Source organism: Nocardia sp. NBC_00416 (genome assembly GCF_036032445.1).
Taxonomy (GTDB): domain Bacteria; phylum Actinomycetota; class Actinomycetes; order Mycobacteriales; family Mycobacteriaceae; genus Nocardia.
The window spans coordinates 1,712,448-1,725,125 of record NZ_CP107932.1; the positions used below are offsets into that span (position 1 = coordinate 1,712,448).

Sequence of the window (12,678 nt, forward strand, 5' to 3'; positions counted from 1 at the left end):
AGTACGTCGTACTGTCCCCGCCCGGGTCGTTTTCGGTCGTACGGCCGCTGTTCAGGCGCGATGCGGAAGGTTCTGCAACCGGACCTGGCCGTGCGCGATCTTTCGCCCACCCTCGTCGGTGACCACGACCTGCCACAGCTGCTGCATGCCGCCGCGATGCAGCGGGGTGGCCTCAGCGGTCAGCGTCCCCTCACGGACCGCGCGCAGGAAGTCGGTACTGTTGTTGACTCCGACCACCACGCCCCGCTCGCCGTACCAGGCGGAGCCGCCGGTGCTGGCCAGAGTTTCCACCACGGTGCACAGCACACCGCCGTTCTGGATCCCGGCGGGCTGGTGCAGCTGCGGGGTGACGGTCCATTCGCCACAGACCCGGTCCGGACCCGCCTCGGTCACCCGCAGACCGATGAGATCCGCGAAGGTCCCCTTGCTGATCTCGTTGATCTGTTCGGCACTGAGATCGGCCATCGATGTCGGGGGGCGGGTCTGCTGTTCGGTCATGGCTCCACGATCGCATGCCGGGTCCGGATGGCGGAGCACGGGCCGGTGGTCGGATCCGGAAATGATGCGGCGGACCCCACCTTCGAAGGTGGGGTCCGCCGCGGGCATTGGATCGGGGGTCGCCGCAGCCCTCGGGACTCTCGCTCGATCCGTACGCCGGTTCCGAGTATAGGTCAGGCTTACCTAACTAGGCAACACGTTGGGCGCGCCGGATCGCCATACCTCGATCCTCCAGCGCCATCAGCAACCCGTGACCACGCCGTGCGCCTGCCACGGGGTCGGTTCGCGCCAGGTCGGGGACGTAGGTCGTAGCGCCGGAGACGGATTCGGCGACCAGCGCCCAGAACCGCCGGGAACTCAGTCCGGCACATCGCGCCAACGCCCCCTGCACCAGCAGCAGCGACGGTTCACAGCGGTAGGCGAGCCACACCCACATCGCCCGCTCACACGGCAGCGTCGCCACCCCGGGCGAACCCTCCAGCGGATCACCGGCGACGACGCGGACGGTGGTATCGGCGAGGCCCGCCCAGTCGATCCCACCGTCGTTATCGGTGTGGATCCACAGATTCTCCAGCCCGGGATCCCAGGCCCGGCCGTCGGCGATCCACAGCGCCGCCACCCGGCCGACCACGGCATGGATGAGCGCGGTGGCCACCACCTCCGACGCCGCGGACGCACTGATCATCTCCGCGACGTGGCGGCGGTACATCAGGTCGATACGGCCTTCACGCAGACCCGTGGACAGCGCCCACCAGCGCCGCTTACCCTGTTCGGCCATGGCCGCGGCGGCATAGACACGCGGATGCTCCGGCTGCAGGGATCGCAACCGGGAACATGCCGACCCGAACGCCGCCTCATGGGGACGATGGATGCGCACAGTGGCCAGTTCGGACATTCGAACCTCCTCGAGATCGGCGTCGCAGCAACGACTTGATCGAAAGATAGGTTAGCCTTACCAGACCTAGCAAGTATTTCCCGCGAACAAAGGAATAACGGGCCTGTGACACACCTCGGCCCCCCGCGGCGCCGCCGCCTGCTCGGACTCGGGCTGCTCGCCGCGCTCACGGCACTGTTGCTCGTGCCCGGCGTCGCGGTCGGCAGCCAGACCCTGCCCCTCGGCGTCGTCCACGACGCACTCGTCCACGCACTGTCCTGCCCGGACGGTCCGTTCAGTTGCGCGGCACTTTCCGCGGACGAGGAAATCGTGCGCGAGATGCGCATTCCGCGTACCGCACTCGCCCTGATCACCGGCCTCGCCCTCGGGCTGGCCGGAGCCCTGATCCAGGGCTACACCCGCAACCCGCTCGCCGACGCGGGGCTGCTCGGTCTGACATCCGGCGCGGCCTTCCTGTCGGCCCTGGGCATCTACCTGTTCGCGCTCACCGCACCGCAGCAGTACATCTGGTTCGCCTTCGCGGGCACACTGATCGCCGGACTGGTCGTGTTCGGGGTGTCCCGGATCGGCGGATCCAGTGGGAGCCCCCTCGGCCTGTTGCTGGCCGGCGCCGCGATGGCCGCCTTGCTCCAGGCGCTCACCAACGCCATCGTCACCCTCGACGCCTACGCGCTGGACACCTACCGCTTCTGGGTCATCGGCGAGGTCGCCGGGCGGGACGCGTCGGTGTTCTGGCAGGTCCTGCCTTTCCTGGTCGCCGGAACGCTACTGGCATTGTCGGCCGCGCCGGGATTGAACCTCATCGGCCTCGGGGACGACGTCGCGCGCGGTCTCGGCGTCGACCTCGGACGTAGCCGGGCACTCGGTTTCACCGCGGTGGTGCTGCTGTGCGGCGCCGCGACCGCCGCCGCCGGGCCGATCGCCTTCCTCGGCCTCATCGCGCCGTATCTCGCGCGCAAGTTCACCGGACCCGATCAGCGCTGGCTGCTCCCCTATTCGGCGCTCTTCGGCGCGGTGGTCCTGCTGTTCGCCGATATCGCCGGGCGGGTGGTCGCCCGTCCCGGTGAGCTGCAGACCGGGGTGATGCTGTCGCTCCTCGGCGCCCCGTTCTTCATCCTGCTGGTGCGACGACGGAAACTGGTGCGCGCATGACGGTCCTCTCGCGACGCCGGTCAGCCGAGTCCGCCGCAATCCTGCCCGGGGCGGTCCGAGTCGGGCGGCTGTCGTTCGTCCGGCGGCCCGCGGTCATCCTCGTCGTGGCATTGCTGGCCGTGGCGCTGTGCACCCTCTTCTGCGTCGATATCGCCACCGGTAGCACCGCCCTCCCCCTGGGCCGTGTTCTCGACGTACTGGGCGGCGGCGGCACCCGGTCCCAGCGCTTCATCGTGCTCGACTCCCGGCTTCCCCGGGCGCTCACCGGTGTCGTGGTCGGGATGGCACTCGGCATCGCCGGCGCCCTGACCCAGTCCGTCCTGCACAACCCGCTCGCCGCACCCGATGTCCTGGGCATCACGAGCGGCGCGGGCCTGGGCGCGGTGACGGTGCTGGCCGGCTCCGGCGGCGCGGCCACGGGCCTCGCCGCGGCCGTCGGCGCTCCACTGGCCGCTGTACTGGGCGGTCTGGGCACGGCCGGGCTCATCTATTTTCTGGCGTGGGGACGCCGACGATCAGGCGACGTGGGCACCACCGGAATACGCCTGGTACTCATCGGCATCGGCGTGAATTCACTGCTGCTGGCCGGTATCAACTGGACGCTGGTCCGCTCCGATTTCGCCGGAGCCGCGCGCGCCCAGCGCTGGCTCACCGGCTCCCTCGACGACGCCACCGGCGCGACACTCGCCCCCGCGGCCGTGGCCCTGGCGCTGGTGGTCGCGGTCGCGTTGATCTCGGCGCGGACACTGGCGGCCCTGCGCCTCGGCACGGACTCGACCCGGATGCTGGGTGTGCGGCTGCGGTCCCAGCAGGCGCTGCTGATCGGCGCCGCGGTCGTCGCGGTCTCGGTGGCCACGGCCGCGGTCGGGCCGATCGCCTTCGTCGGATTGGTCGCACCGCAAGTCGCCCGGCGGCTCCTGCGCAGCCCCGGCGAACCGCTCATCGGGTCCGCGCTGACCGGAGGAATCCTCGTGCTGGGCGCCGATATCCTCGCCCGGGTCCTACTGCCCGTCGACCTGCCCGTCGGCATCGTGACCGCCGCGCTCGGCGGGCCGTTCCTGCTGTACCTGCTCGTCCTCATCAATCGGAAGGCCACGCTGTGACCGGACAACTCGCGGATCCCGGCGACCACCGGCTCACTGCGCACGACCTCTCCCTGGGATACGGAGACCGGCGCGTCGTCGAGGGTCTCGACCTGAAGATCGCACCGGGGCTGGTCACCACTGTCATCGGCCCGAACGGCTGCGGTAAGTCCACGGTGCTGCGCGCGCTGGCGCGGCTGTTGCGGCCGCAGTCCGGGCAGGTCCTGCTCGACGGGAAGGCGATCGCCACGATGAAGACCAAGGAGGTCGCCCGGACCGTCGGCATGCTGCCGCAGACTCCCGTCGCGCCGGAAGGGCTCACCGTCGGGGATCTGGTGGCCCGCGGACGCCATCCGCACCAGTCCTGGCTGCGGCAATGGTCGTCCGGGGACGAAACCGAGGTCCGGGCCGCGCTCGACCAGACCGGTATCGCCGATCTCGCCGAACGCCCGCTCGACGAACTGTCCGGCGGGCAGCGCCAGCGCGCCTGGATCTCCATGGCATTGGCGCAGGGCACCGATATCCTCCTGCTCGACGAACCGACCACCTACCTGGACCTCGCCCACGCCCTCGAGGTTCTCGATCTCGTAGACCGGTTGCACGCCGATCTCGGCCGCACCGTGGTCATGGTGCTGCACGACCTGAATCTCGCGATCCGCTACAGCGACCGGCTGATCGTGCTGCGCGAGGGCCGGGTCGTCGCCCAGGGCGCACCGGGGGAGATCATCACGCCCGGGCTGCTCGACGAGGTGTTCGGGTTGCGCGCGCAGGTTCTCACCGATCCGGTGTCGGCGCGCCCGATGATCGTGCCGATCGGCACCCGGCACGTCCGGGGAACCGTCGGCGGACCGGCGCCGGTGACCGCCGCGCAGTCCTGACAGCCGCGTCCCGCGGCGAACCGCCGTTTCCGGCGCTCCACCAGGTATGACCAATCCCACGCGGTTACGACACCCTGTAGTACGCCTTTGCGTCGTTGAAGTCGTAAAATCGAAAGATGGCTGGACTTGGTGAACTCGAGAAAGCGGTTATGGACCAGTTGTGGTCGACCGATGAACCACAAACGGTCCGGCAGGTGCACGAGGCCCTGTCGGCGCGCCGCGAACTCGCGTACACCACGGTGATGACCGTGCTGCAACGTCTCGCGAAGAAGAATCTGGTAGTGCAGCGGCGCGACGATCGCGCCCACCGGTACGCTCCGGTACACACCCGCGACGAGCTGGTCGCCGGTCTCATGATGGACGCGTTGCAACAAGCCGACGAGGCCGGCAGCCGGGCTGCGGCCCTGGTGCACTTCGTGGAACAGGTCGGCAAGGACGAGGCCGCCGCTCTGCGGGACGCACTCGCTAAGCTCGAAGCAACCGAGGACACCCCGCCTGGACAGTGATCTCGGACCCTGGCCCCACAACGCAGTGAGCAGAGTCGATGAACGCAGCAGCACCGGCCTTCGCCGTACTTGCCTTGCTTCTCGCCGGTCCCGTCCCGGAATCACTCAGCCGGGCGACCTGGACCTACCGCGTGCCGCGCGCCGCCCTCGTACTCTGGCAGGCCATCGCGCTGGCCGCGGTGCTCAGCGCCTTCAGTTCCGGGCTCGCCATCGCGGCCGAGCTCCTGGTCCCCGGGCACGACGGCCGCCCCACCACCAAACCCACCGATGAGATCGAGGCACTGGGCCTGCCGCTGTGGCTGGCCTATGTGTCGGTGTTCATGTTGACCCTGCTGGTCGGCGCCCGGCTCGTATACGCCTCGATCCGGGTGGGAATCCACACCCGAAGGCGGCGGGCGCGTCATCGCATGCTGGTGGATCTCCTCGACCAGAGCGGTCCGGTCCGGCGCGCCGCCGATATCCGGGTGTTGTCGGCCACCGAGCCCATCGCCTACTGCCTGCCGGGTCTGCGACGGCGGGTGGTGGTCAGCGCGGGCACCCTCGACAACCTGAACGAACAGGAACTGACCGCGATCCTCAGCCATGAGCGGTCCCATCTACGGGCCCGCCACGACCTGGTCCTCGAAGCGTTCACCGCCGCGCACGAGGCGTTCCCCCGCTTCGTGCGCAGCAAATCCGCGCTGGACTCGGTGAAACTGCTCATCGAACTACTCGCCGACGATTCCGCGGTCAAGGTCACCGGCCCCAAACCGCTGGCCCGGGCGCTGGTGGCGTGCTCGAAATCGACCGCCCCGCAGGGCGCTCTCGCGGTGGGCGGGCCCAGCACCCTGATCCGGATCCAGCGCTTGGCCGGCCCGCTGGGCGATATCCGGATCGCCGGCGCCGCGTACCTGGCGTCGATCGCGATCCTCGTCGTGCCGACGTTGTCCGTCGCGATCCCCTGGCTGGTCGAACTGAGCCGGTTGTTCCGTGCCTGACCGCCGCACGCCGCCACGAGTGCGGCAGGCGCCGGAGACCGGCGCAGAGGGCCCTGCCGAGCCGCGTTCCGGCGCCGCCCGCACTCCCCCACCCTTCGCGAGGTTGGGACTGCCCGTACTCACGGTGCAGGCGCTGCACCGGGAAGGCATCTCCGACCCGCTGCCCATCCAGGTGGCCGCCGTTCCCGACGCGCTGGCCGGCCGTGACGTATTGGGGCGGGCCCCCACCGGGTCCGGTAAGACGCTCGCCTTCGGTCTGCCGATGCTCGCGCGCCTCGCGGGGGCGCCCGCGATCGCACGGGCCCCGCGCGGCCTGATCCTCGCGCCGACCCGGGAACTGGCCCTGCAGATCGAACAGGCCCTGGAACCCTTCGCCCTCGGTCTGCGATTGGGGACCGCCGTCGGCGGTATGCCCATGGTCCGGCAGACCGCGAAACTCCTGCGCGGCGTGGACCTGCTGATCGCCACCCCCGGCCGACTCGCCGATCTGCTCGAACAGGGCGCCGCCGTACTGGACGCGGTTCAGGTCACCGCGATCGACGAAGCCGATCACATGGCCGATTTCGGTTTCCTGCCCCAGGTCCGCCAACTGCTCGACCTCGTTCCCGCCGACGGGCAGCGGCTGCTGTTCTCGGCGACCCTGGACGACGACTCCGTCCAGGACCTGGTGCGCCGGTATCTGCACGCACCCGTGACGCATTCCGTGGCGCCCGAGCCCGATACCGCCGTCGCGACCCACCACTTGCTCTACGTCGAGACCGCGGACAAACCAGCCGTCCTCGCCGAACTCGCCGCACGTGACGGGCGCACCCTGCTGTTCTCGCGCACCCAGTACGGCGCCGAGAAACTCACCCGCCGACTACGCGACCAAGGGATACGGGTTGCTGCCCTGCACGGCGGCAAGGCGCAGAATCGGCGGATCCGGACCCTCGCGGCGTTCGCCGACGGCGGTATCTCCGCACTGGTCGCGACCGATATCGCCGCACGGGGTATCCATGTCGACGCGGTATCGCTGGTCGTCCACGCCGATCCGCCCGCCGACGCCAAGGACTACGTCCATCGCGCCGGACGCACCGCCCGGGCGGGTGCGACCGGAACTGTGATCACCGTGGTCACCCCGGACCAGCGCACCGAAGTCGAGGCGCTGACCAGCGCGGCCGGTGTGCACGTGGTCGAGCACCGGGTGCGCCCGGGAGATCGGGAACTACACCGGCTCACCGGTGCGCGCACTCCTCCCGGCCCGGCCGCCACGGAGGCTCCTGCGATCGCGGCCGCCGCCGACCGCGGGCGCACGCGCAGGCCCGAGACCAGGGGGCGCGGCCGCCGGGGCACCGCGAATCCGCCGCCCGCACACCGGCCCCGCCGCCGCCCGGCGAAGTGAATCCGTCGCGGCCGCCCGCCGGACAGCCATCCCGATTACCATGGGCGCAGTGCAGTTTCTCCCCGGACATCACCCGCCGTACGACCTGACCTACAACGACGTCTTCCTGGTTCCGAACCGCACCGATATCGCTTCCCGGTTCGATGTCGATCTCGCGACGGCCGACGGCTCCGGCACCACCATTCCCCTCGTGGTCGCGAATATGACCGCCGTCGCGGGCAAGCGGATGGCCGAAACCGTGGCCCGGCGCGGCGGCCTGGTGGTGCTTCCACAGGACCTGCCCAACAGTGCCGTCGCCGCGACCATCGCGTTCGTCAAGAGCCGGTCGCTGATCGCCGATACCCCGGTCACGCTCACCGGGGATCATTCGGTCTCCGATGCGCTGGCGCTGATCCACAAACGGGCGCACGGCGCGGTCGTGGTGGTCGACAACGGTCGGCCGGTGGGGTTGGTCACCGAGGCCGCCTGCGCCGACGTCGATCGGTTCGCCCGGCTGCACGAGATCGCGACCACCGATTTCGTCACCGCCCCGGCAACCGCCGAACCCTCCTATATCTTCGATCGTCTCGAAGCCGCGCACGTGGGGCCGGCCGTACTGCTCGCGCCTGACGGCACCCTCGCCGGTGTGCTCACCCGCACCGGCGCGGTGCGGCACGGGATCTACACGCCCGCGGTGGACACCGAGGGCCGGCTCCGGATCGCGGCCGCCGTCGGGATCAACGGCGACGTCCCGGCCAAGGCCAAAGCACTCGTCGACGCCGGCGCCGACGCACTGGTGGTGGACACCGCGCACGGTCACCAGGTGAAAATGCTGGAGACGCTCCGGGCCATCCGGGATCTCGATCTGGGCGTCCCGCTCGTCGCCGGCAACACCGTGTCGGCCGAAGGAACCCGCGACCTCATCGCGGCCGGCGCCGATATCGTCAAGGTCGGGGTCGGACCCGGCGCCATGTGCACCACCCGCATGATGACCGGCGTCGGTCGGCCGCAGTTCTCCGCCGTGGCCGAATGCGCCGCCGCGGCTGCCGAACTCGGCGCCCACGTCTGGGCCGACGGCGGAGTTCGGCACCCGCGCGATGTCGCGCTGGCCCTGGCGGCCGGTGCGTCCAATGTGATGATCGGGTCCTGGTTCGCCGGTACCTACGAATCCCCGGGCGATCTGCGGATGGACCGGGACGGCAATGCCTACAAGGAGAGCTTCGGGATGGCCTCCAAGCGCGCGGTCGCCGCGCGCACCGTCGCCGACCACGGCTACGACCGGGCCCGCAAGGCCCTCTTCGAGGAAGGGATCTCCAGTTCGCGGATGCAGCTGGACCCGGAACGTCCCGGTGTCGAAGACCTCATCGACCACATCTGCTCGGGGGTCCGCAGCGCCTGCACCTACGCCGGCGCCCGCACCCTGGCGGAGTTCCACGACCGCGCGGTGGTCGGTGTGCAGTCCACCGCCGGCTTCGCGGAGGGCCGCCCGCTGCCCGGCGGATGGTGACCCGCACCGGCACCACCGAGGCAACCGCCACGCGGCCACGACACCCACCGGACCCTGCGCCCCCACGCGGGGTCCGGGTAGCATGAGAGTCGCCGGCGACCGCCGGCCGCTGTCGTCAGGACGAAAGGAACCAGTTGTCACCCGCGTCCGAGGGCGCCACTCAGGAGGGCTCATCTATCGAGCCGGGTGACAGACCCGGCGTCCTCCCTTGTACGACCCTCCCCCCTCATCCGGCCCCGTTCGCATCGCTGACGCCGATGTCCGCCGGGTGGTGGTGATATGGCAATCGCACTCACCGTTCTCAGTCTGATCGGATTCGTCGCGCTCACCGCGGGCACCGCATTGTTCGTGGCCGCCGAGTTCTCCCTCACGGCGCTGGAGCGCAGCACGGTCGAAGCCCATGCCCGCGAGGGCGATGTCCGGGCGCGCGCGGTCCGGCAGGCGCACCGCACCCTTTCCTTCCAGTTGTCCGGCGCCCAGCTGGGCATCACCATCACGACCCTGATCACCGGCTATATCGCCGAACCCGTGCTGGCACGGCTGCTCGAGCCACTGTTCGGGCTGGTAGGGATCCCGGATTCCGCGGTCACCGGTATCTCGCTGGTGCTCGCTCTGATTCTGGCCACCTCGCTGTCGATGATCTACGGCGAGCTGGTCCCCAAGAACATCGCCATCGCCGCCCCGATGGCGACCGCCCGCGCCACCGCGGGTCCGATGGTCGCGTTCTCGGCGGTGTTCAAACCCATGATCCAATTCCTCAACGGCACGGCCAACTGGGCGGTGCGCCGCTTCGGAGTGGAACCCGCGGAGGAGTTGCGCTCGGCGCGCTCCCCGCAGGAGCTCGGATCGCTGGTGCGCACCTCGGCCCGGCGCGGCGCCCTGGACCAGCGCACCGCCCAGCTCCTGGACCGGTCCCTGCAGTTCGGCGAGCGCAGCGCCGAGGAACTGATGACCCCGCGGGTGAAGATCGAAGCGCTGGATCGCACCGCGACCATCGGTGATCTGCTCGCGGCCGCGGCGCGGACCGGCTACTCGCGCTTCCCCGTGATCGACGGCGACCTGGACAACACCCTCGGTGTCGTGCACGTCAAGCAGGCCTTCACCCATCCCGCACCCACCCGGGCCCGCGTGGGTCTGGCCCAGATCGCGCAACCCGTTCCGGTGGTACCGGCCAGCCTCGACGGCGACGAGGTGCTCGAACGGGTCCGCGCCGACGGTATGCAGGTCGCGCTGGTGGTCGACGAATACGGCGGCACCGCGGGCATGGTCACCATGGAGGACATCATCGAAGAGATCCTCGGCGATGTCCGCGACGAACACGACGAAGAGGAACGCGACGTGCGCCGGGTGTCCGACGGCTGGGACTGCTCCGGCCTGCTGCGGATCGACGAAGTCGACCGGGCCACCGGATACGCGGCCCCCGAGGGCGAATACGAAACCCTCGGCGGTCTCGTGCTCACCCGCCTGGGCCGGATTCCGGTGACCGGCGATACCGTGATCCTGCCGCTGCGTCGCGGCCACGACCGCCGCCATCCCGACGGGCAGGGCGGCTGGCTGGCCCGGGTCGAGCGGATGGACGGACGCCGGGTCGACCGGGTCCGCCTGGTACCGGTGGACGCCGATGCCATCGCCGGACGCGAACAGCAACCGGCCGGGCGGGAGGCACACCATGGGTGACCTGCTCGCCGTGCTGTTCACCGTGTTCCTGCTGGCCGGCAACGCCTTCTTCGTCGCCGCGGAATTCGCGTTGATCTCCGCGCGCCGCGACCGGCTCGAAGCGCTCGCCGCGCAGGGGAAACGCAATGCCGACACCGTGATCCGGGCCGGCCAGAATCTGTCGATGATGCTGGCCGCCGCCCAGCTGGGCATTACGATCTGCTCGATCCTGCTCGGCCGGGTCGGCGAACCCGCGGTGGCCCACCTGCTGGAACAGCCGTTCGAACTGGCCGGCCTGCCCGAATCGCTGCTGCATCCGGTGTCGTTCGTGCTGGCGCTGACCATCGTGGTGATCCTGCACATCCTGCTGGGTGAGATGATCCCGAAGAACATCGCGCTGGCCGGTCCGGAACGTAGTGCGCTGCTGCTGGTACCGCTGCATCTGGCGTGGCTGCGGATCGCCCGGCCGCTCATCGCGATCTACAACTTCGCCGCGAACCTGAGCCTGCGGATGCTGCGTATCGAACCCAAGGACGAACTCGAGTCCGCGGTCTCCAGCGACGAACTCGCCGAGATGATCGGTGAATCGCGGTCCGAAGGCCTGCTCGACGCCGAGGAGCACCGGCGTCTCACCCAGGCGCTCGGCACCGGTGAACGATTCGTCGCCGAAGTCATGGTGCCGCTGGACCGGGCGCGCACGGTCCCGCTGTGGGCCGACGGCACCACGCTGGGCGATATGGAGACCGCCGTGGCCGAAACCGGTTTCTCCCGTTACCCGGTGCGCGCCGACGACGGCTCGCTGGTCGGCTATCTGCATGTCAAGGATGTCCTGGACAAGGTCTCCGACGAAACCGCGGGCCCGAGCACCGTGATCCCGCGCACCGACATCCGGCCGCTGCCCACCGTGCTGATGGGCACCACCCTCTACGAGGCGCTAGCGCGGTTGCGGCGCACCAGCAGTCATCTGGGCCGGGTGGTGGACACGCGGGGCAACACGGTCGGCATCGTCGCGTTGGAGGATCTCGTCGAAGAGTTCGTCGGCACTGTCCGGGATACCACGCACCGGGTGGCGGAATGACAGCAGCGGACACCCGCTCGGTCCTGGCCGGATCCGAGTGGCGTGCACGCGCCGCCGCGCACCGCGACCGCGTCGATACCCTGGCCGGCCCGTACCTGCGGGCCCGGGCCGCCGGGGCGAAACATCCGGTGCTCGATTTCCTGTTCACCTATTACGGGCACAAACCCGCTCAGCTGCGCCGGTGGCATCCCGGATTCGGTATCGCGCTCACCGGCGCCGCGGACTACGTGGGGCTACGCGGGTACCACCGGATCGATCGGGCAGGCGCCGAATCAGGCCCGGCGGTCACCGCCGATCCGGAATTCCTACGCGCACGGGCAGATACGGTGACCTATATCGTCCGCCTGCTGCGCGCGACCGCGAACCGACCGGCCCAGCTGTCGTGTTTCGGGCTGCACGAATGGGCGATGGTGTACCGGACCGGGGCGCTCCGCCACGATTCGGTGCCGCTGCGGCTCGGCGCGGCAGGCACAGACGCCGTGTTCGAGTCGATGCCGGTGCGCTGCACCCATTTCGACGCGTTCCGGTTCTTCGCTCCGGACGCGGTGGGGCGCAACAATCGGCAGCTCACCCGCGACGACCAGATCCGCACCGAGCAGCCGGGCTGCCTGCACGCAAATATGGATCTGTACAAATGGAATTTCAAATTGAGCCCGCTGATCGGCTCGGATCTGCTGCTGGATTGTTTCGCGCTGGCCCGGGACGCCCGCGAACTCGATATGCGGGCCAGCCCCTACGATCTGCGCACGCAAGGTTACGATCCGATCTGTATCGAAACCCCTTCCGGCCGTGCCGAATACGTCCGCCGTCAGTCCGAGGTCGCGGATAGGGCGGCGATTCTGCGCTCGAGACTGCTCGACGCGTGCGAAGGTCTGCTGGCCCAGCTCCCGGCATAACAGCGCCCCACCGGTCGAGGGGGTGCCCGGTCGGAAGTACCTTCAGTCGGGCCAGTACAGAGCCACCGTGAGGCCGAGCAGACCCAGCGCCAGCTGGACCAGTACAGCACTGCTCATCATCTCGCCCGCTCACCACGGAGGTAGTCCATCGGCCAGCGATGGCCGCGCGGGTACAGCTGCATCGGCCATCCGG

12 protein-coding genes are annotated in these 12,678 nt (G+C 69.7%); 10 read left to right on the top strand and 2 right to left on the bottom strand.

All coding sequences use genetic code 11. The features are described from left to right. Positions 1-51: 51 nt before the first annotated feature. Together OG804_RS07595 and OG804_RS07600 are read right to left on the bottom strand one after the other, a co-directional pair. On the bottom strand, positions 52-498 hold the full coding sequence (locus tag OG804_RS07595; RefSeq protein ID WP_328395299.1) for a PaaI family thioesterase: 447 nt from the start codon (positions 496-498) through the stop codon (positions 52-54). 187 nt (positions 499-685) lie between these two features. Further along, positions 686-1,393, bottom strand: a complete 708-nt coding sequence (locus OG804_RS07600) for a hypothetical protein (protein WP_328395301.1) — start codon at positions 1,391-1,393, stop codon at positions 686-688. Between the two features lie 105 nt (positions 1,394-1,498). On the opposite strand from OG804_RS07600, the gene OG804_RS07605 reads away from it, so the two are divergent. The 10 genes from OG804_RS07605 to OG804_RS07650 all read left to right on the top strand — a co-directional run bounded on the left by OG804_RS07605 (position 1,499) and on the right by OG804_RS07650 (position 12,485). Next, on the top strand, positions 1,499-2,545 hold the full coding sequence (locus OG804_RS07605) for a FecCD family ABC transporter permease (protein WP_328395303.1): 1,047 nt from the start codon (positions 1,499-1,501) through the stop codon (positions 2,543-2,545). Further along, positions 2,542-3,648: a FecCD family ABC transporter permease gene (locus OG804_RS07610; protein WP_328395305.1), complete on the top strand. Its 1,107-nt coding sequence runs from the start codon at positions 2,542-2,544 to the stop codon at positions 3,646-3,648. The genes OG804_RS07605 and OG804_RS07610 overlap by 4 nt, the downstream gene beginning before the upstream one ends. Continuing rightward, on the top strand, positions 3,645-4,505 hold the full coding sequence (locus tag OG804_RS07615) for an ABC transporter ATP-binding protein (protein WP_328395307.1): 861 nt from the start codon (positions 3,645-3,647) through the stop codon (positions 4,503-4,505). The genes OG804_RS07610 and OG804_RS07615 overlap by 4 nt, the downstream gene beginning before the upstream one ends. Before the next feature lie 116 nt (positions 4,506-4,621). Further along, positions 4,622-5,011 carry a BlaI/MecI/CopY family transcriptional regulator gene (locus OG804_RS07620; protein WP_328395309.1) on the top strand — a complete coding sequence of 130 codons (390 nt, stop codon included), beginning with the start codon at positions 4,622-4,624 and terminating at the stop codon, positions 5,009-5,011. A 38-nt stretch (positions 5,012-5,049) separates the two neighbouring features. Beyond that, a complete protein-coding gene (locus tag OG804_RS07625; protein ID WP_328395311.1) occupies positions 5,050-5,988 on the top strand; it encodes a M56 family metallopeptidase in 939 nt (312 codons plus the stop codon). 103 nt (positions 5,989-6,091) lie between these two features. Continuing rightward, positions 6,092-7,369, top strand: coding sequence for a DEAD/DEAH box helicase (locus tag OG804_RS07630; RefSeq protein WP_328395313.1), 1,278 nt, complete (start codon positions 6,092-6,094; stop codon positions 7,367-7,369). 49 nt (positions 7,370-7,418) lie between these two features. Next, entirely contained in the window at positions 7,419-8,855 is a 1,437-nt protein-coding gene (locus OG804_RS07635) for a GuaB1 family IMP dehydrogenase-related protein (RefSeq protein ID WP_328395315.1), read from the top strand. Positions 8,856-9,134: 279 nt separating this feature from the next. Next, entirely contained in the window at positions 9,135-10,532 is a 1,398-nt protein-coding gene (locus OG804_RS07640; RefSeq protein ID WP_328395317.1) for a hemolysin family protein, read from the top strand. After that, entirely contained in the window at positions 10,525-11,589 is a 1,065-nt protein-coding gene (locus tag OG804_RS07645) for a hemolysin family protein (RefSeq protein ID WP_328395319.1), read from the top strand. The genes OG804_RS07640 and OG804_RS07645 overlap by 8 nt, the downstream gene beginning before the upstream one ends. Beyond that, a complete protein-coding gene (locus OG804_RS07650) occupies positions 11,586-12,485 on the top strand; it encodes a 3-methyladenine DNA glycosylase (protein ID WP_328395321.1) in 900 nt (299 codons plus the stop codon). Before OG804_RS07645 ends, OG804_RS07650 begins: the two co-directional genes overlap by 4 nt. Positions 12,486-12,678 lie beyond the last annotated feature (193 nt).